The organism is Streptomyces sp. Pv4-95, assembly GCF_045782725.1.
In the GTDB taxonomy this organism is placed as follows: domain Bacteria; phylum Actinomycetota; class Actinomycetes; order Streptomycetales; family Streptomycetaceae; genus Streptomyces.
Window position 1 is genome coordinate 923,886 of sequence record NZ_CP127172.1, and the last position, 18,579, is coordinate 942,464.

The 18,579-nt window shown below is 70.9% G+C and carries 14 protein-coding genes; 9 read left to right on the forward strand and 5 right to left on the reverse strand.

Features of this window, described 5'->3' with window-relative positions:
- Positions 1-89: 89 nt before the first annotated feature.
- From QOM21_RS04330 to QOM21_RS04340, 3 genes are read right to left on the reverse strand one after another with little or no spacing between them, the layout of a single operon-like run.
- The gene (locus tag QOM21_RS04330) at positions 90-1,619 is read right to left on the reverse strand and encodes an aldehyde dehydrogenase family protein (RefSeq protein ID WP_407548328.1); all 1,530 of its coding nucleotides are present in this window, start codon (positions 1,617-1,619) and stop codon (positions 90-92) included.
- Between the two features lie 40 nt (positions 1,620-1,659).
- Positions 1,660-3,051, reverse strand: coding sequence for a 2-oxoadipate dioxygenase/decarboxylase family protein (locus tag QOM21_RS04335; protein WP_407548330.1), 1,392 nt, complete (start codon positions 3,049-3,051; stop codon positions 1,660-1,662).
- Between the two features lie 28 nt (positions 3,052-3,079).
- On the reverse strand, positions 3,080-4,255 hold the full coding sequence (locus QOM21_RS04340; protein ID WP_407548332.1) for an NAD(P)/FAD-dependent oxidoreductase: 1,176 nt from the start codon (positions 4,253-4,255) through the stop codon (positions 3,080-3,082).
- Positions 4,256-4,427: 172 nt separating this feature from the next.
- Here QOM21_RS04340 and QOM21_RS04345 point away from each other — a divergent pair, with 172 nt between their 5' ends.
- Both QOM21_RS04345 and QOM21_RS04350 read left to right on the forward strand, forming a co-directional pair.
- Positions 4,428-5,342, forward strand: coding sequence for a LysR substrate-binding domain-containing protein (locus QOM21_RS04345; RefSeq protein WP_407548334.1), 915 nt, complete (start codon positions 4,428-4,430; stop codon positions 5,340-5,342).
- A 279-nt stretch (positions 5,343-5,621) separates the two neighbouring features.
- The gene (locus tag QOM21_RS04350) at positions 5,622-7,031 is read left to right on the forward strand and encodes an amino acid permease (RefSeq protein ID WP_407555573.1); all 1,410 of its coding nucleotides are present in this window, start codon (positions 5,622-5,624) and stop codon (positions 7,029-7,031) included.
- On the opposite strand, the gene QOM21_RS04355 is transcribed toward QOM21_RS04350, so the two are convergent.
- Entirely contained in the window at positions 6,974-7,942 is a 969-nt protein-coding gene (locus QOM21_RS04355; RefSeq protein ID WP_407548336.1) for a LysR family transcriptional regulator, read from the reverse strand. The genes QOM21_RS04350 and QOM21_RS04355 overlap by 58 nt on opposite strands.
- A gap of 158 nt (positions 7,943-8,100) precedes the next feature.
- On the opposite strand from QOM21_RS04355, the gene QOM21_RS04360 reads away from it, so the two are divergent.
- Positions 8,101-11,004: an FAD-binding and (Fe-S)-binding domain-containing protein gene (locus QOM21_RS04360; protein WP_407548338.1), complete on the forward strand. Its 2,904-nt coding sequence runs from the start codon at positions 8,101-8,103 to the stop codon at positions 11,002-11,004.
- A 25-nt stretch (positions 11,005-11,029) separates the two neighbouring features.
- Complete coding sequence (locus QOM21_RS04365; RefSeq protein WP_407548339.1) at positions 11,030-12,172, forward strand: Glu/Leu/Phe/Val family dehydrogenase; 1,143 nt, start codon at positions 11,030-11,032, stop codon at positions 12,170-12,172.
- A gap of 49 nt (positions 12,173-12,221) precedes the next feature.
- Here QOM21_RS04365 and QOM21_RS04370 read toward each other — a convergent pair whose 3' ends face one another.
- A complete protein-coding gene (locus QOM21_RS04370; protein ID WP_407548341.1) occupies positions 12,222-13,016 on the reverse strand; it encodes a DUF899 domain-containing protein in 795 nt (264 codons plus the stop codon).
- A gap of 132 nt (positions 13,017-13,148) precedes the next feature.
- Between QOM21_RS04370 and QOM21_RS04375 the strand changes: the two genes are divergently transcribed.
- From QOM21_RS04375 to purB, 5 genes are all read left to right on the forward strand, one after another.
- Positions 13,149-13,568: a GNAT family N-acetyltransferase gene (locus tag QOM21_RS04375; protein WP_407548343.1), complete on the forward strand. Its 420-nt coding sequence runs from the start codon at positions 13,149-13,151 to the stop codon at positions 13,566-13,568.
- 162 nt (positions 13,569-13,730) lie between these two features.
- Entirely contained in the window at positions 13,731-15,074 is a 1,344-nt protein-coding gene (locus tag QOM21_RS04380) for a hemolysin family protein (RefSeq protein ID WP_407548345.1), read from the forward strand.
- Positions 15,071-16,093, forward strand: coding sequence for a hemolysin family protein (locus tag QOM21_RS04385; RefSeq protein WP_407548347.1), 1,023 nt, complete (start codon positions 15,071-15,073; stop codon positions 16,091-16,093). Before QOM21_RS04380 ends, QOM21_RS04385 begins: the two co-directional genes overlap by 4 nt.
- 153 nt (positions 16,094-16,246) lie before the next feature.
- A complete protein-coding gene (locus QOM21_RS04390) occupies positions 16,247-17,041 on the forward strand; it encodes an SGNH/GDSL hydrolase family protein (protein ID WP_407548349.1) in 795 nt (264 codons plus the stop codon).
- A gap of 103 nt (positions 17,042-17,144) precedes the next feature.
- Positions 17,145-18,578, forward strand: a complete 1,434-nt coding sequence (purB, locus tag QOM21_RS04395) for an adenylosuccinate lyase (protein ID WP_407555574.1) — start codon at positions 17,145-17,147, stop codon at positions 18,576-18,578.
- Position 18,579: the final 1 nt, after the last annotated feature.

Sequence of the window (18,579 nt, forward strand, 5' to 3'; positions counted from 1 at the left end):
CAGGGGGATGAGGGCGTGCGGCCCCCGCCCGGGCCGATGCCCGGGCGGGGGCCCGTCGGTTCAGCCGCCGCTACGGGTGCGGGCGCGCCTCAGAGGAAGCTGACGTTCTGGGCGAGTGCCAGGCTGCTGGAGTAGTTGATGGTGTTGGTGGCCGGCCGCATGTAGGCGCGCCAGGCGTCGGAGCCGGACTCGCGTCCGCCGCCGGTCTCCTTCTCGCCGCCGAACGCGCCGCCGATCTCGGCGCCGGAGGTGCCGATGTTGACGTTGGCGATCCCACAGTCCGACCCCTCGGCGGACAGGAAGCGTTCGGCTTCCTGCTGGTCGCGGGTGAAGATGCTGGAGGACAGCCCCTGCGGGACGTCGTTGTGCAGGGCGATGGCCTCCTCCCACGTGTCGTAGGTCTGTACGTACAGGATCGGGGCGAAGGTCTCCTCGCGGACGACGTCGTTCTGTGCGTCGACCCGCACGAGGGCCGGCTCGACGTAACCGGCCTGCGGAGCGGCGTCGGCCAGACGGCGGTTGCCACCGACCAGGACCTTGCCGCCCTCGGCCTGGACCCGGGTGAGGGCGTCCTGCATGGCGTCGAGGGCCTTCGGCGAGATGAGCGGGCCGACGAGGGTCCCCTCGTCGAACGGGTCGCCGATGGGGAGCTTGCGGTAGGCGGCGGTGAGCCGCTCGACGAGGGTGTCGGCGATGTCGCGGTGGACGATGAGGCGGCGCAGGGTCGTGCAGCGCTGGCCGGCCGTACCGGCCGCGGCGAAGACGATGCCCTGGACGGCCAGGTCGAGATCGGCCGATGGCGCGACGACGGCGGCGTTGTTCCCGCCGAGTTCCAGCAGGGTGCGTCCGAACCGCGCGGCGACGCGGGGGCCGACCTCCCGGCCCATCCGGGTGGAGCCGGTCGCGCTGATCAGGGCGACGCGCGGGTCGTCGACGAGCTTCTCGCCGACCGTGCGGTCCCCGAGCAGCAGACGGTGCACGTCCCGGGGGGCTCCGACCTCTTCCGCGGCCCTGGCCAGGAGCCGGTCGCAGGCCAGGGAGATCAGCGGGGTGAGTTCGGAGGGCTTCCAGACCACGGTGTCGCCGCAGGCGAGGGCGACCGCGGTGTTCCAGGACCACACGGCGGCGGGGAAGTTGAAGGCGGAGATGACGCCGACCACGCCGAGCGGGTGCCAGGTCTCCGCGAGACGGTGACCGGGACGCTCGGAGGCGATCGTGCGGCCGTAGAGCTGGCGCGACAGGCCCACGGCGAAGTCGCAGATGTCGATCATCTCCTGCACCTCACCGAGCGCCTCGGAGCGGATCTTGCCCGCTTCGATGGTGATGAGGTCGGCCAGGTCGCTCTTGTGGTCGCGCAGCAACTCGCCCAGCCTGCGCACCAGTTCACCCCGGCGGGGCGCGGGGGTGGTGCGCCAGACGAGGAAGGCCGCGCGGGCCGCGTCGAGGGCTTCGTCGGTGTCGGTGGCGGTGGCGGCCCGCAGGCCGAAGAGGTCTTCGCCGGTGAGGGGGGTACGGGCCCGGAAGTCGGCACCTTCTTCGACGGTGACGCCGATGCGCTCCAGGCCGGCCCGGGCGCGGGCACGCAGTTCCTCGGTCGTGGGCAGGGTGGTGTCGGTCATGATGCTGTGCTCCTTGGCGATTCAGGAGGCGGATGGGGTGTCAGTCGCGTCCGTCGGCGAGGTGCAGCTCACGGGCGACCTGGGCGAGGGAGCGGTTCTGCTGCTGCTCGTAGAGGGTGAAGGGGTCCAGGACCTCACGGCCGATGGCCCGCGAGAGCCATGCGCTGTCGTAGGCGGTGCCCTCGTGTGCGGTGTTCCTCGATCCCTCGCCGCTGAGGTTGGACTGGAAGATGCCGGCGGCGGAGCGGGGCAGGAAGTCCTCGTAGACGATGGGGTCGGCCCGGACCCATCCCTGCCGCAGGAGATCGGCGATATCGGTCGGCGGCCTGCTTCCGTCACCCGGCCGGTCGGGCGCGAGACGGTAGGTGAAGAAGGCCAGGCCCTGAAGGGCCAGTTCGTGTTCGCTGTCCGGGAAGTGCTCGTCCCACAGGGCACCGGCGAGTTCGGCGCGGTCGGCGTGCGGCAGTGAACCCGCCTGCTCGTCGAGACGGGTGAGCAGGTCGTCGTGGAGAGCGCGGCCCTTGCGGGTGAGGGCGATACCGCGGGCTTCGACCTCGCCGAAGCGCACCCGCAGCTCCCCGCCGGTGACGCTGCCGTCCCTGGTGCGCAGGGCCCGGGGCTCGGCGAGCGCGCGGAAGGACGTCTGACGCAGCAGCACGTCGGGGCCCTGCCGGCGGGGTGGGCCCTGGATGGCGTCGATCATCTCGATGCCCCGGTCGGTCATGCGCCGGTAGAGGTCGTCGATGTCGAGAACGCGTGGCGTGAGGTGGTTGACGTGGGTGCTGCGGACGCCGCCGATGTCGGCCGCGACGGCGGACACCTCCTCCAGGGTCTCGTACCACTCCTGGTCGACCGGCTCGGGGGACAGCTCGAAGGCGTGCACGGCGAGTTGGAGGAAGCGTTCGGCGTCGGTGTCGGACAGTCCCTGGTCCGCCTCGGCGCGGTCGGCGAGCGTCAGCAGTTCGGCGGGGAACAACTCCCGTTCGGCGAGGAAGGCTTCCAGGCGGGCGCGGAGTGCGGGTTCGAAGAACCGCGGGTCCGCGGGAGTGAGCAGGGAGGTGAAGACACGGAAGGGGTTGCGTGCCAGCTCCTCGCTCTCGACGGGGCGGAAGGCGGTGGAGACGACGGGGACGGCGCTGGCGGCCGCTTCCCTCAGATCGTAGAAGCCGACCGGGTACATGCCCAGGGCCCCGAAGATCCGGGCGACCTGCTGCAGTTCGCCGGGTGTGCCGACACGGATGGCCCCGTGGCGTTCGGCGGTGACGCGGCCGATGGAGCCGAGGCGTTCCGCGTCGGCGCCCCGCGCGCGCAGGACGCGTTCGTTGACCTCGCGGGACACCTCCACCAGCGTGGTGTAGGCGGGCACTTCCTTTCCGTACATGTCCGAGAGGCGTTGCGCGAAGGAGGCTCGCAGTTGCCATGGGCTGATCATTTCCGGCCTGCCTTTCCGGTCGGGGTGTTCACACCACGTGGGCTTCGGGTCGGATGTCGGCGCCGGCCGTGAAGCGGTCGGCGCTGAAGGGGGTGACATCGACGAAGGGTGCCCGCCCGAGATACAGGTCGCGCACGATCTCGCCGACGGCCGGGGCCTGGAGGAAGCCGTGGCCGGAGAACCCGGTGGCGTACAGGAAGTTGTCCAGTTCTGCGGAGCGCCCGATGAGCGCGTTGTGGTCCGGGGTGACCTCGTAGAGCCCGGCCCACCCGGTGGCTATCTCCATGTCGGCGAGGTCCGGGGCCCTGCGCCGTGCCGCGGTACGGAAGAGGTCCAGCCACTGCGGGGTCCAGGTGGTGTCGAAGCCGGTCTCCTCGGCGGGGTCCGCAAGGCCGAAGAGCAGTCCGTCGTCGCTGTTGTGGAAGTACCCCGACGAGGAGAAGTCGATGGTGAAGGGGATACGCGGGGCGGGAGGGTGCAACGGCTCGGTGAAAGCGAGCTGGCGCCGGACGGGGCGTACGGGCAGGTTGACGCCCACCATGTCGCCGATCGTGGCGGACCAGGCGCCCGCGGCGCAGATGACCGTGGAACAGGAGATCGTGCCGCTGTCGGTGTGCACGGCGGTGACCCGGTCGGACGCCGCGTCGATGCCGGTGACCGTGGTACGGGTGGCGAGGACGACCCCGGCCTCCTCCGCAGAGTGCGCATAGCCCTGGACCACCAGCTTGGGACGGGCGTGCCCGTCGGTGGGTGAGTACACGGCGGCCGCCAGGCCCTCGGTGCTGACGTAGGGGCACAGCGCGCGAGCCTCCTGGGGGCTGATCATCCTGCTGGGCACGTCCAGGCTGTTCTGGAGGGCGACACTGCGCTCGAAGCCCGCGGCCTGCTCCTCGCTGTCCAGCAGGAAGAGATATCCGACGGTGTCGAGGCGGATGTCCGCGCCGGGCCGGTGCGGGAAGTTCTCGTAGGCGCGCAGGCTCCTGCTGCCCAGTTCGATGTTGAGCGGGTCGGAGAAGTGAGCACGCACCCCACCGATCGGTTTCCCGGAGCTGCCGCAGGCAAGATCGCCGCGCTCCACGACGACGATGTCCCGCACTCCCGCCTCGGCGAGGTGGAAGGCGATACCGGTGCCCATCACGCCGCCGCCGATGATCACGACATCGGCGGTCGGCGGCACGGTGCGGAAGAACGGAGAGGTGGACAAGAGGCCGATCCCTTCCAGAAGCCGACGCCGGAGCCGGGGAGTGATCCCCGGGGCTCGGGCCGGGCCGTCCTTGCGTGGGAGACGCTGATCAGCTGTCTGGTCCGTCATCGTGCAGCAGATCACCATTGACGTCCATGAACAGTTCCTGGCCTCGATTAATTAGGATCTCTATATGGACTGGACGAGTGCGCAGCTGCGATCCCTGGTGGAGCTGACCAGGCGTGGCACGGTCACCGCCGTCGCGGCTGCGCTCGGATACACGCCCGGCGGGGTCTCACAGCAGATCACCGCGCTGGAGCGAGCCACCGGCATGGAGCTGCTGCGGCGGGTCGGACGGCGGGTGGAGATGACCGATGCCGGCATGACGCTGGCCCGTCACGCCGAGCGGATCCTGGCCACCGAGGCCGAAGCGGTCGAGGCCCTGGAACGCAGCCGGGACGAGGTCTCCGGTGTACTGCGGGTGGGGCTCTTCGCCACCGCCGCCGTCGAGATCCTTCCCCTGGCCCTGCAGCAGGTACGGCTGCGTCATCCGCAGCTCGCCGTGCGCAGCCAGGACATGGACGTCGACGACATCTACGACGCGGTGGCCACCGGCGATGTGGATCTTGCCCTGGGGCTGGACTATCCGGACGTGCCCATCCCCCGCGACCCGTCGCTGTGTGTGCGCAAGCTGTACGGCGAGCGCTTCTCCCTGGCGGTGCCGACCGGGACGATGGACGGCCGCGATGCGGTCGCTCTGGCCGACACCCGGGATCTGACCTGGATCCTTCCGTCGGCCGAGAGCTACTACGGCCGCGCCGTGCGGACCGCGTGCCGACGGGCCGGCCTCGAACCCGACGTCCAGCACGTGGTGACGGACACGGCCACGACACTGGGCCTGGTGGAAGCGGGCATCGGTGTGAGCACCGTGACGGATCTGATGCTCAAACTGCGCTCCTCGCGCTTCGACGTGGTGGCACTGCGGGAGACCATCGAGCGGCACATCGTCGTCGTCTTCCGCGCCTCCGCGGAACGCCGCCCCTCGATGCGGGCACTGGTCGACATCCTGCAGACCGCCCCGGGCACCGGGCAGGGCACTCCCGCGTAGGTACGCCGCCCCGCGCCGGGCACCAGCTCCGCTTGCCCTCAGAGCGGCAACTTGTCGTGGTCGGGAGTCTTCTGCCGACCACGCTCGTGAGCGAGGGTTCCGAGCCAGTGGTGACCCCCACCACGGCGGCAGCCCCGACGTTCCTGCCGTTCGCAGACAGGGAGCGATGCGATGTCCCCCACCCCTTCGGCCACATCCCGCCTGACCGCGCTGCTGGGCAGAGGCCCGCAGGGAGTCTTCCGGCGAACCCTTCCGCACGAACAGCCGTCCGGCGCGCGCATGGTGCGCACCCTCGGCCTCACCCAGCTGACGATGATCGGCATCGGCGCCATCATCGGAGCCGGCATCTTCAGCCTGGCCGCGGCGGTCGCCCGCGACGTCGCAGGTCCTGCGGTGCTCATCTCGTTCCTCGTGGCCGGCGCGGCGTCGCTGTGCGCGGCGTTCGCCTACGCCGAGTTCGCGGGCATGGTGCCGAAGGCCGGATCCTCCTACACCTACTGCGCCGCGGTCCTGGGGGAGGTCGTGGGCTGGATCGTCGGCTGGGACCTGCTCCTGGAGTACACGGCCATCGTCGCGGTCGTGGCGATCGGCATGTCGGGCTACCTGGACTTCCTGCTGAACGCGGTCGGACTGCACCTGCCCACGTGGGCGCTGGGAGCCCCGGGCACGGGTCCTGGCCACCGCATCGACCTGCTCGCCGTGGCGATCTGCCTGGGAGTGGCCTGGCTGCTGAACCGGGGCACCCGCACGTCGGCCCGGGTGGAGACCGTCCTCACCGTCATCAAGATCGCGATCGTGCTGCTCGTGATCGTGGTCGGATTCACCAAGGTCGACACCGGCAACCTCCAGCCCTTCGCCCCCTTCGGCCTGGGCGGGGCGTTCACCGGCGCCGCGACGGTCTTCTTCGCCGTCTTCGGCTACGACGCGCTGAGCACCGCGGCGGAGGAGTCGATGGAGGCACGGCGCAAGCTGCCCAAGGCCATGATGATCTCCCTGGGCGTGTCCATGGTGCTGTACGCCCTGGTGTGCGTGGTGCTCACGGGGATGCAGCACTACAGCGAACTCAACCCGAAGAGCGGCATATCCAGCGCCTTCCAGAACGCGGGACTGAGCGGACTGGCCAACGTCATCGCACTGGGCGCGGTCATCGGCATCGTCACCGTGACGTTCTCGTTCATGATGGGCGCATCCCGTCTGTGGTACGCCCTCAGCCGTGACGGTCTGATGCCCACGTGGTTCGGTGCGATCCACCCCGAGCGCAAGGTTCCGCACCGCGCCACCTGGCTGATCGGCATCGTGGCCGCCGTGATGGCGGGGCTCATGCCCATCAACGCGGTCGCCGAACTCACCAACATCGGGGTCCTGCTGGCGTTCGTGGTGGTCTCCGCCTCCGTGCTGATCCTGCGCTACCGCAAGCCCGGCCTCAAGCGCGGCTTCCGGTGTCCGGGAATGCCCGTCGTTCCGGTCCTCGGCATGGTCTTCTCGGTGTGGCTCATGTCGTTCCTGGCGTGGCAGACCTGGGTGCGCCTCGGCGGGTGGCTCGTGGTGGGGATGCTGATCTACGGCTGCTACGGCTACCGCCGCACACGGCAGGTCATGCCGGGCGGCTCCGTGGAACTCGACGCCCTGGATCAGATGTCGGACTCCGACGAGCCCGAGCCGGAGGCTGCGCCCGCCACCGGCCGCTGAGCGGAAGCGGCAGGGTGCAGGTACGGCTGGTCGCCGGGCACCGCGGCGCGCAGTGTGCGCAGCATCGCCCCGAGCAGTGGATTGCTGTTCTCTCTGCGGTGCAGGGCCATGACCGTGCGGTGGGCCGAGGGCCGGTTTAGGCGGACGGCGTCGATGCGGTCACCGGGCTCGTGCCCGAGGGCCGGCACGACGGCCACCCCCAGACCGGTGCCGACCAGTTCCCGCACCACGTCGTAGTTGTTGCTGCGGAAGGCGACCTGGGCGGCGAATCCCGCGGCGGCGCACAGTCTCGTCAGGGACAGGGCGCCCGCGGTGCCCTCCCGGCTCGTGATCCAGCGCTGCCCCGCAAGGCCGGGCAGTTCCGCGCCGATACCGCTGCCGACGGCACGCAGCAGGACCAGGTCCTCCCGCAACAGGGGGTACTGGGCGAGACTTTCGGGCCACTGCCGGGGGCTGAGCCCGTACTCGTACACCAGAGCCACGTCCAGCTCCCCCTCGGAGAGCGCCGAGAGGAGTTCGTCCGGCTCCCCTTCCTCCAGCTGGATCCGCGCCCGCGGATGCGTCGAGGCGAAGGCCGACAGCGCCGAAGGCACCAGGCGCACACCGGCGGTGGGAAAGCTGCCGAGCGCCAGCCTGCCGGTGGTGCCCGTCGCGAGTTCCCGGACCTGGTGGTCCAGGTCGTCCAGTGCGGTCAGCACCCGGGTGCTCAGGTCGACCAGATGGCGGGCCGCGGCGGTGGCGCGGATGCCGTGTGCCTCCCGCTCGAACAGCACCAGCCCGGTGTCCTTCTCCAGGGCGGAGATCTGCTGCGAGATGGCGGACGCGGTGTAGCCGAGATCGCGGGCCGCGAGAGCGAACGAGCCCGTGTGCACCACGGCTTTCAGGGTGAGCAGATGCGGAGGTTTCAGCATGGCCGGCTCCTGTCGTCGCCACAGGCGGGGAGCATAAGCAGCGCTTGCCCTGAAGTGTCAAATGTTTCGTCCTGCTGGCCCTTGTTGGGCCCCCGAGCAGCGCACATCGTGGACACGGCCAGGTCGCACCTGACCGGTGACCCGAAGGAGCGAGCAGAGTGACCACGACAGCACAGGGCAACAGCGCGCTCGACGCGGCAGCGGTGACCGATGCCCTGAGCCGGGAGGACTGCGGAGAGGTCGCCGGCGACGCCGGGCGCCGGGCGCAGTATTCGGCCGACGCGTCCAACTACCGTCAGGTTCCGCTGTCGGTCGTCTTCCCCCGCGAGCGGCGGCACGTCCTCAACGCGCTGAAGGTGTGCCGCCGCCTGGGCGTGCCCCTCACCTCACGGGGCGCCGGCACCAGCACTTCGGGGCAGGCCGTCGGCTCCGGTGTCGTCCTCGACTTCTCCCGCTACTTCAACCGCCTGATCGCGCTCGATCCGCAGGCACGGACCGCGACCGTCCAGCCCGGCATCGTGCTGGACGACCTGCAGTCGGCCGCCTCCGAGCACGGCCTGCTGTTCGGGGCGGACCCCTCCACCCACAGCCGCTGCACGCTGGGCGGCATGATCGGCAACAACGCGTGCGGAACGCACTCCGTCGCCTGGGGACGCACCGCCGACAACGTCACCGCACTCGAAGTGGTCACCTACCGCGGCACCGTCGTACGCCTCGGCGAGATGACACAGAACGAGATCGATGAGGCCGTCGCCGCGGACGACGAACGCGCAGAGCTGATCGCGTCCCTCCACCGGCTCGCACAGGCGAACTTGCGGACGCTGCGCACCGAGTTGGGCCGATTCCCGCGGCAGGTCTCCGGCTACGCGCTGGAACACCTGCTGCCGGAGAACCGCTTCAATCTGGCCAAGGCGTTCGTCGGAGGCGAGGGAACCCTCGCGGTGATCCTCTCCGCGACCGTCCGCCTCATCACCCCGCCACCGGCGCGCGCCCTGGTCGTCCTCGGCTTCCAGGACGCCTGCGCCGCCGCGGACGCGGTACCCGCACTGCTGCGGCACCGGCTGCTGGCTCTCGAAGGGCTCGACCACGCCCTGACCGACATCGTCACCCGCCCCGAGACCAGGGCCGCCATCGACACCCTGCCCGCGGCACGGGCATGGCTGTTCGCCGAACTCGGCGGTGAGCGCGAGGAACTCCCCGAAGCTGCCGCTGCCCTGTCCCGCTGCGCTGAGCAGGCCCCGGGGTTCACCGGCGGCAATGTCATCACCGACCCGGCACACGCACGCCGGCTGTGGCGGATCCGCGAGGACGGAGCAGGGCTGGCCACGCGCCTGCCGGACGGCTCCGAGGCGTGGCCGGGCTGGGAGGACGCCGCCGTCCCTCCGGAGCAGCTGGGCTCCTACCTCAGGGGGTTCACCCGGCTCCTCGAAGAGCACCGACTGCGGGGAGCCGTCTACGGGCACTTCGGCGAGGGCTGTCTGCACGTACGCATCAACTTCGACTTCACCACGGAGCAGGGCACCGGCGTCTTCCGCGCCTTCGTCACCGAGGCCGCCGAGCTCATCGCCGCACACGGCGGTTCCCTCTCCGGCGAACACGGCGACGGACAGGCCCGGTCCGAGCTGCTGCCGCTGATGTACGGGCCCGAGGTCATCGCCCTGTTCGAGCAGTTCAAGAGCATCTGGGACCCGGACAACGGCCTCAACCCGGGCATGATCGTGCACCCGCTGCCCGTCGACGAGAACCTGCGGGTCAGCCCCGGCCGCACGGTTCTTCCCCTGGAAACCGTCCTCCCCTTCCACGCAGACGGCGGGGACTTCGCCAAGGCCACCCGCCGGTGCGTCGGCGTCGGCAAGTGCCGCTCCGCCGGGAACCGCGGGGACGTGATGTGCCCGAGCTACCGCGTCACCCTGGACGAGAAGGACTCCACCCGAGGGCGCGCACGGCTCCTGTACGAGATGACCCAGGGGGACGTCATCACCGACGGCTGGCGGTCCACCGAGGTTCGCGACGCCCTCGACCTGTGTCTGTCGTGCAAGGGGTGCAGCGCGGACTGTCCCGTGGGGGTCGATGTGGCCACGTACAAGTCGGAGTTCCTCCACCACCACTACAAGTGGCGCATCCGGCCGGCCTCGCACTACACCATGGGCTGGCTGCCGCTGCTCGCACGTCTCGCGGCCCGGATGCCACGGCTGACCAACCGCGTCACCGGCTCACGGCTCGCCTCCCTCCTCAAACGCCTCGGCGGGATCGCCCCGCAGCGGGACATCCCCCGCTTCAGCGACCGGACCTTCCTCAGCTGGTTCCGCGACCGCACCCCCTCGGGCCCGGGCAGCCGCGGCCCCGTCCTGCTGTGGGTCGACTCCTTCAACAACCACTTCACCCCCGAGGTCCTCCAGGCCGGTGTCACCGTCCTGGAAGACGCCGGCTACCAAGTGCGGGTACCCGACGGCACCCAGTGCTGCGGACTCACCTGGATCACCACCGGGCAGCTGGGTATCGCCCGCCGTATCGCCGAGCGGACCGTCGCCGCGCTGGAGCCCGCCGTCCGCGACGGCATACCGGTCGTCGGCCTCGAACCCAGCTGTACCGCGGCACTCAAGAGCGACCTGCCCGAACTCCTCGACGGCAACGAAACCGCCCGCGCGCTGGCCCGCGCCACGGTCACACTCGCCGAACTCCTCACCGGCGACGCCCCCGACTGGCAGCCCCCGCGCGTCGAGGCCCGCGCCCTCAGCCAGACCCACTGCCATCAGCACGCCACCTCCGGATTCGGCGCGGACAGCGCCCTCCTCCACCGCATGGGCGTCGACAACGACAGCCTGGATTCCGGCTGTTGCGGGCTGGCGGGCAATTTCGGATTCGAACGTGGCCACTACGACGTCTCCGTCGCCGCCGGCGAGCAGGTGCTGCTGCCGGCGGTACGGGCAGCGGCGCCCGACACGGTCGTCCTCGCCGACGGCTTCAGCTGCCGCACCCAGATCGCCCAGCGGACCGAGCGCCGCGGCACCCACCTCGCCGAGCTGATCGCCCGCGCTCTTCCTTCCCGTCCCCGCGCCTGAACGCTCCGACAGACAAGGACACACCGTGACTGACGCACTCGCCCTCGTGGACGACTGGGGCCCCGAAAAGATCGTCGTCGTCTCCCACCGGCGGTCCGGTATGAAGGGCGTCCTGGTCATCGACAACACGGCCCGCGGCATCGGCAAGGGCGGGACCCGCATGAGCCCTGGCGTCTCGGTGGGGGAAATCGCCCGCCTGGCCCGGGTCATGACGTGGAAGTGGGCGAGCGTCGACCTCTTCTACGGCGGCGCGAAGGCCGGAATCGTCGCGGACCCGACATCCCCCGACAAGGAAGCCGTCCTCCGGGCCTTCGCCCGCGCCCTGTCCAACGAGGTGCCCCGCGAATACGTGATGGGCCTGGACATGGGGCTGACCGAGAACGACGCCGCGATCATCCAGGACGAGCTCGGCGACCGCGGTGCCGCGGTCGGCACCCCCGAACACCTCGGCGGCGTCGCCTACGACAAGCTCGGGGTCACCGGCTACGGCGTCGCCGAGGCCACCGACGCCGCCGCACAGAGCCTGGGACGGCCGACGGCCGGATCCCGCATCGCCATCCAGGGCTTCGGCGCGGTGGGGAACGCCGCGGCCGCGCGGTTCGCCGAACTCGGCGCCACGGTCGTCGCCGTCTCCACCGCGAAAGGCGCGTTGCACGATCCCAGCGGCCTGGACGTCCCCGCCCTCCTCGCCGCCCGCGAGGCGCACGGCGACGACTTCGTGAACCACTGCGCGGGGTCCCGCCTCGGCCCCGGCGAGGAACTGACCGTCGACTGCGACATCCTGGTCCCCGCCGCGCTCCAGGACGTCGTCGACGACGAGACGGCCCACCGGATCAAGGCCGGACTCGTCGTGGAGGGTGCGAACCTTCCCACGTCCCCCCGGGCGCAGAGCATCCTCGCGCAGCGGGGCATCGCCGTACTGCCGGACTTCGTCGCCAACGCGGGCGGGGTCGTCGCCGCCGCGTTCGCCATGGATGCCCGCTATTCGGGATTCCGGCCCGGCACCGCCACCATCTTCGAGACCATCTCCACCCGGCTGCGCACCAACGCCGTCACCGTCCTCGAAGAGGCACAGCGCCGCGGCACCACCCCCCACGCCGCGGGCCGCGGCCTCGCCGAGGAGCGGGTCCGCGCCGCCATGCTCAGCAAGGGGCGCATCCCCCTCTGACCCGCGGCTCCAGGAGCCGTCCGGCGGCCGCACGCCTCGGACGGCACCGTCAGACGTCGTATTCGTCGGGCAGGCGCATGCCGGGGCCGCCGACCTGGAGGCCGAGCGGGACCGCGCGGCCCTTCGGCTCCTCCCACTCCTCCTGGCGGCCGAGCGCGGTGAGGTCGAGGTAGCGGTAGCCGTTGTGGAACTCCTCGATGCCCCGGCCGAACGTGGAGTAGGTGTGGAAGACCTCGTCCCCGACCCGCAGGAAGGTGCTGATGCCGGGCCAGTCACCGCGCAGGTCCTGCGACCACGGTGTTCCGGCCTCGGCGAGATCGGCCTCGGTGCGGTGGAAGATCTGCACGGGCGCGCGGCGTTCGTCGACGGTCGCGTGGAAGTCGTAGTTGAAGTCGCTGCCGTCCGAGGAGTACCAGGGGAACGTCCAGCCCATCCGCTCGCGGTACGCGGCGAGTTTCGCGTACGGCGCCCGGGTCACCGCGACCAGCGTCGTGTTGCGGACATGCAGCTGCCGGAGTCCGCTGATCCCGTCGGCCGCTGAGGAGCAGCTGGGGCAGCCGGTGTCGCGGGGGTGCTCGGTGCCGTCGTCGTCGATGTCGAAGATCCACATGAAGTGGTGCACGACCAGCTGGGACCGCCCGTCGAACAGGTCCGGCAGGCCGACTCTCCCGTTCGGTCCATCGAAGGTGTACGGCTTGTCGATGCGGACCATCGGCAGCTGTCGGCGGAGGGCGTTGACCCGGTCGCGCGCCCGGGTGAGCTGCTTCGCCTCCGCCAGAAGCTCCTTGCGGGCGGCGAACCACTCCTCCGGCGACGCCACATCGGGCAGGTTCGGCTTCGTCATCCTCACGCTCCCGGCCGTTTTCGTTGTGCCATCGGGCGAAGCAGGCCACACGTCCAGTCTGCACCGCCACCGCTGACACCTCTTGGCGAAAAGCGCTGGCCGCGATCATCGGGGCTCTGCTTGGCTCGTGCCATGAGTGATCTTCATATTCGCTGCGCCACCCCTTCGGACATCGACGCCGTGCTGCGTTTCTGGCGTGAAGCCGCGGAGGGGACGAGCATCAGCGACGACCACGACGGGGTGGCCCGGCTCATCGCGAGGGACCCCGAAGCCCTGCTCCTCGCGGAGCGTGAGGGCGTCCTCGTGGGGAGCGTGATAGCCGGCTTCGACGGATGGCGATGCTCCGCCTACCGGCTGGCCGTCCACCCGGACCGCCGCCGGCAAGGCGTCGCCACCGCACTGATGGAAGCCGTGGAGCAGCGATTCCTCTCCCTGGGCGGGCGACGGGTGGACGCCATGGTCCTGGAGGCCAACGAACGCGCACACCACACCTGGGCTTCGGCCGGCTACCACCGCGAGGACCACTGGCGACGCTGGGTCAAGGCGCTCTGAGGCCGGTTCACCCTTTGCCGGTCCTTTACCATGGTGGTTCCCTCCATCCCAGTGAAAGGTGTGTGAGCGTCCAGCCATGGGCGAGCCCCCCAGTAGTCGAGCACCCTCCCGACATAGCGCGAACCTCCCGATCATGTTCGATCATGGGACGGAGGTGACCCGATGACCGAGCTGCTCCTGCTGGCCGTAGCCCTCTGCCTGACCCTGGCCTGCGGTGTCTTCGTCGCTGCCGAGTTCTCCTTGACCACCGTCGAGCGCAGCGATCTGGAGCGCGCCGTCGAGCGCGGTGACCGCGGCGCGGACAGCGCCCTCAGGGCCGTGCGGAGTCTCACCTTCCAGCTCTCCGGCGCACAGCTCGGCATCACCGTCACCGGCCTGGTCATCGGCATGCTGTCCAAGCCGGCCATCGCCACCCTGCTCGCCGGGCCGCTGGACGCGATCGGCCTGCCGCGCTCCGGCGCCGAGTCGGTGGCCCTGGTCCTCGGTACGGCGATCTCCACCATCGTCCTGATGGTCGTCGGCGAGCTGGTCCCGAAGAACTGGGCGATCTCCAGTCCGCTGACCATCGCCAGGAAGGTCGCCACCGCGCAGCGCGGATTCAGCGCCGCCTTCAAGCCGCTCATCGGGCATCTGAACACCACCGCGAACCACATGGTCCGCCGGATGGGTCTGGAGCCGGCCGAGGAGCTGGCGTCCGCACGCGGACCGCAGGAGCTGGTGGCGCTGGCGCGGCACTCCGCCAAGGAGGGCTCGCTGGAGCCGGACACCGCCGAGCTCTTCGTCCGTACCCTCACGCTCTCCGAGCTGACGGCGGAGAACGTCATGACGCCGCGGGTCCAGGTGATCGCCCTGGACGTGCAGTCCACCGCGGAGGACGTCGCCAACGCGACCCGGGCGACCGGGCTGTCCCGCTTCCCCGTCTACCGCGGCAGCCTGGACAGCGTCGTGGGCGTCGCGCACATCAAGGACGTCCTGCGGATCCCCGCCGAGCGCCGCCCCCGGCACCCCGTCTCCGAGCTGCTGCGGGAGCCGCTGCTCGTGCCGGAGACGCTGCCCGTCAACCACCTGCTGGACCGGCTGTCCGGCAAGCGCACCATGGCCGTGGTCATCGACGAGTACGGCGGCACGGCCGGCGTGGTCACGCTGGAGGACATCGTCGAGGAAGTCGTCGGCGAGGTCCGCGACGAACACGACCCGCAGGAGACCCCCGACCTCGCGCCGGCCGGTGTCGACGCGGACGGCCGCAGCGTCTACCAGGCCGACGGCGCCGCCCGCACCGACCAGCTGCAGCGGATCGGCCTGCACCTGCCGGAGGGCCCGTACGAGACCCTCGCGGGCCTGATCGCCACGGAACTGGGGCGGATCCCCGTGGACGACGACACCCTGGAGGTCGAGGGCTGGTCGATGGATGTGCTGGACGCCACCGGCCACCGCGCGGCGCGTGTCCTGCTGCACGCTCCGCTGCCCGGCAGCTCCCAGGACTCCGCTGCGGAGGCCGGCCGATGACCGCACTGCAGCTTTTCGTGGGCCTGCTGACCCTGGTGGTCAACGCCTTCTTCGTGGGGGCCGAATTCGCTCTGATCTCGGTGCGCCGCAGCCAGATCGAACCGCACGCCGAGAGCGGCGACCGCCGCGCGAACAGCGTGCTGTGGGGCCTGCAGCACGTCTCCGCGCTGCTGGCGGCCGCCCAGCTGGGCATCACCCTGTGCACGCTGGTGCTGGGCGCGGTCGCCGAGCCGGCCATCGCCCATCTCCTGGAGCCGGTCTTCCAGGCCATGGGGATCTCGCACACGCTGATCCACCCGATCTCGTTCGTCATCGCGCTGTCCCTGGCGACCTATCTGCACATGCTCTTCGGCGAGATGGTGCCGAAGAACGTGGCGCTGGCGGAGCCGGTACGCACCGCCTTGGCGCTGGGGCCGCCGCTGGTCGCCCTGACCCGCGCGCTGCGCCCGGCCATCTTCGCGATCAACGCCCTGGCCAACGGGCTGCTGAAGCTGCTGCGGGTGGAGACCAGGGACGAGGTGGCCGCGACCTTCTCGGACGACCAGCTCGCGAAGATGGTCGAGGACTCCCGGGACGCCGGACTGCTCGACGACCGGGCCAAGGAACGGCTGCGGGACGCCCTGGAGCTGGGCCGCCGCCCGGTCAGGGACGTGGTGCTGCCGGCCGAGAAGGTGGTCTCGGCGCGAATAGGGGTCACCCCGGAGGGCCTGGAGCGACTGGCCTCCGAGTCCGGCTTCTCCCGGTTCCCGGTCGTCGACGACACCCGCCGCATCCTCGGCTACCTGCACGTCAAGGACGCCCTGGACGCCGCCCCGCGCGATGTGCCGTTCCCGGTCTCCGCGCTGCGCCCGATCGCGCGGGTCAAGGCCGCGACGCTGCTCGACGACGTCCTGACGGCGATGCGCGGCTCCCGGACCCACCTGGCCGCGGTGATCGGCGCGGACGGGACGCTGGCCGGACTGGTGAGCATGGAGGATGTCCTGCGGGAGCTGGTGTTGCAGCGGCCGCCCGCGGCGTGATGTGCGCACCCGACGGCGACGACTGAGGCCGTGCGCGGCGGCCGGTGGTCCCACGGGGGTCCACCGGCCGCCGTCGTTCGCCGCACGGGCGCGGCTCCGTGCCGGTACTCCGGCCGACGCGGCTTCCGGGCCACGGGATAAGATCTCCGCGCCATGGAGATAAATGCCCGTTACACCAGTTTCGTCGCGGTCGGCGACAGCTTCACCGAAGGCATGTCGGACGCCCTGCCGGACGGCTCGTACCGCGGCTGGGCCGATCTGCTCGCCGCCCGCCTCGCGGCCCGGCAGCGCAGCCGCACCGACGAGCCGTCGCCCGCGTTCCACTACGCCAATCTCGCGGTGCGCGGCAAACTCATCGGGCAGATCCTGGACGAGCAGTGCGATCCCGCGGCAGCGATGGGCGCCGACCTCGTGACACTGGTCGGCGGGCTCAACGACGTACTGCGCCCCAAATGCGATGTGGACCGGGTCTGCGCTCAGCTGGCGGAGGCCGCCGAGCGGCTGTCCCAGGGGCCCGGACAGCTGGTGCTGATGCGCAGCCCCGGCCGGCAGGGGCCGGTCATGGAGCGGTTCCGGTCGCGGATGGAACAGCTGTTCGCGCACATCGACGCGCTGGCGGAGCGGCACGGCGCGGTGGTCGTCGATCTCTACGCCTCGCAAGCGCTGTCCGACCCCCGGCTGTGGGCGGACGACCGGCTGCATCTGGGCGACGAAGGCCACCGCCGGGTCGCGGAGGCCGTCTGGCAGGCGCTCGGCCTCGACGCCGAGTCCGACTGGGACGCGCCGCTGCCCGCCGCCGTGCCCCCGGGCTGGGGCGCGCGGCGCGCCGCCGACCTGCGGTTCGCGCGCGAGCACCTGGTCCCGTGGATAGGCCGCAGGCTCACCGGGCGCTCCTCCGGCGACGGCCGGCCGGCCAAGCGCCCCGAGCTGCTGCCGTACGGGGACTGACGCCGGGGCGCCTGCCGCGGGTCGGCGGCTTGGAGGAAAGCACAGCCGGGGCCGGGGCGCTGGCCTGCGTAAATCGCCAGTAGACTCTGGCCACGTGACTGCCGTGTCTGCGAAGCCTCGCATCCCCAATGTTCTTGCCGGCCGCTACGCCTCCGCGGAGCTGGCCGTGCTGTGGTCCCCCGAGTACAAGGTCAAGCTGGAGCGCAAGCTGTGGCTTGCCGTGCTGCGCGCGCAGAAGGACCTGGGGGTGGAGGTCCCCGAGCAGGCACTGGCCGATTACGAGCGGGTCCTGGAGAACGTCGACCTGGCCTCCATCGCCGAGCGTGAGAAGGTCACCCGGCACGACGTCAAGGCCCGGATCGAGGAGTTCAACGCCCTCGCCGGCCACGAGCAGGTCCACAAGGGCATGACCTCCCGCGACCTGACGGAGAACGTCGAGCAGCTGCAGGTGCGGCTGTCGCTGGAGCTGATGAGGGACCGCGCGGTCGCCGTGCTGGCCCGGCTCGGGTCCCTGGCCTCCCAGAACGCCGAGCTCGTCATGGCCGGCCGTTCGCACAACGTCGCCGCGCAGGCCACCACGCTCGGCAAGCGCTTCGCGACCGCCGCGGACGAGCTGCTGGTCGCGTACGGGCGACTCGAGGACCTGCTGTCGCGCTACCCCCTGCGCGGCATCAAGGGCCCGGTCGGCACCTCGCAGGACATGCTCGACCTGCTGGGCGGGGACGCCTCGAAGCTCGACGAGCTGGAACAGCGGATCGCCGGCCACCTCGGCTTCGCGCGCGCCTTCACCTCCGTCGGCCAGGTCTACCCGCGCTCGCTCGACTACGACGTCGTCACCGCGCTGGTGCAGCTCGCCGCGGCCCCCTCCTCGCTCGCCAAGACCATCCGGCTGATGGCGGGACACGAGCTGGTGACCGAGGGCTTCAAGCCCGGCCAGGTCGGCTCCTCCGCCATGCCGCACAAGATGAACACCCGCTCCTGCGAGCGCGTCAACGGCCTGATGGTGATCCTGCGCGGATACGCCTCCATGGCCGGCGAGCTCTCCGGTGACCAGTGGAACGAGGGCGATGTGTCCTGCTCCGTGGTGCGCCGGGTCGCCCTGCCGGACTCGTTCTTCGCGCTGGACGGCCTGCTGGAGACGTTCCTGACGGTCCTCGACGAGTTCGGTGCCTTCCCGGCCGTCGTCGCCCGCGAGCTGGACCGCTACCTGCCGTTCCTCGCCACGACCAAGGTGCTGATGGGTGCCGTGCGCGCGGGCGTGGGTCGCGAGGAGGCCCACGAGGCGATCAAGGAGAACGCGGTCGCGTCGGCGCTGGCCATGCGGGAGCAGGGAGCCGAGCGCAACGAACTGCTCGACAAGCTGGCCGCCGACGCCCGGATCCCCCTGGACAAGGCGCAGTTGGATGCCCTGATGGCGGACAAGCTGTCCTTCACGGGCGCCGCGGCCGACCAGGTGACGTCCGTCGTCGGCCGCATCGAGGAGATCACCAAGCAGCACCCGGAGGCCGCGGCGTACACGCCGGGCTCGATCCTCTGAC

Excerpts from the sequence above, each read along its gene's own strand:
- QOM21_RS04375 (WP_407548343.1), top strand. The coding sequence starts at position 13,149 with ATGAGTGATCTTCATATTCGCTGCGCCACCCCTTCGGACATCGACGCC.
- QOM21_RS04390 (WP_407548349.1), top strand. The coding sequence starts at position 16,247 with ATGGAGATAAATGCCCGTTACACCAGTTTCGTCGCGGTCGGCGACAGC.
- QOM21_RS04350 (WP_407555573.1), top strand. The coding sequence starts at position 5,622 with ATGGTGCGCACCCTCGGCCTCACCCAGCTGACGATGATCGGCATCGGC.
- QOM21_RS04380 (WP_407548345.1), top strand. The coding sequence starts at position 13,731 with ATGACCGAGCTGCTCCTGCTGGCCGTAGCCCTCTGCCTGACCCTGGCC.
- QOM21_RS04355 (WP_407548336.1), bottom strand. The coding sequence starts at position 7,942 with ATGCTGAAACCTCCGCATCTGCTCACCCTGAAAGCCGTGGTGCACACG.
- QOM21_RS04335 (WP_407548330.1), bottom strand. The coding sequence starts at position 3,051 with ATGATCAGCCCATGGCAACTGCGAGCCTCCTTCGCGCAACGCCTCTCG.
- QOM21_RS04345 (WP_407548334.1), top strand. The coding sequence starts at position 4,428 with ATGGACTGGACGAGTGCGCAGCTGCGATCCCTGGTGGAGCTGACCAGG.
- QOM21_RS04370 (WP_407548341.1), bottom strand. The coding sequence starts at position 13,016 with ATGACGAAGCCGAACCTGCCCGATGTGGCGTCGCCGGAGGAGTGGTTC.
- QOM21_RS04385 (WP_407548347.1), top strand. The coding sequence starts at position 15,071 with ATGACCGCACTGCAGCTTTTCGTGGGCCTGCTGACCCTGGTGGTCAAC.
- QOM21_RS04330 (WP_407548328.1), bottom strand. The coding sequence starts at position 1,619 with ATGACCGACACCACCCTGCCCACGACCGAGGAACTGCGTGCCCGCGCC.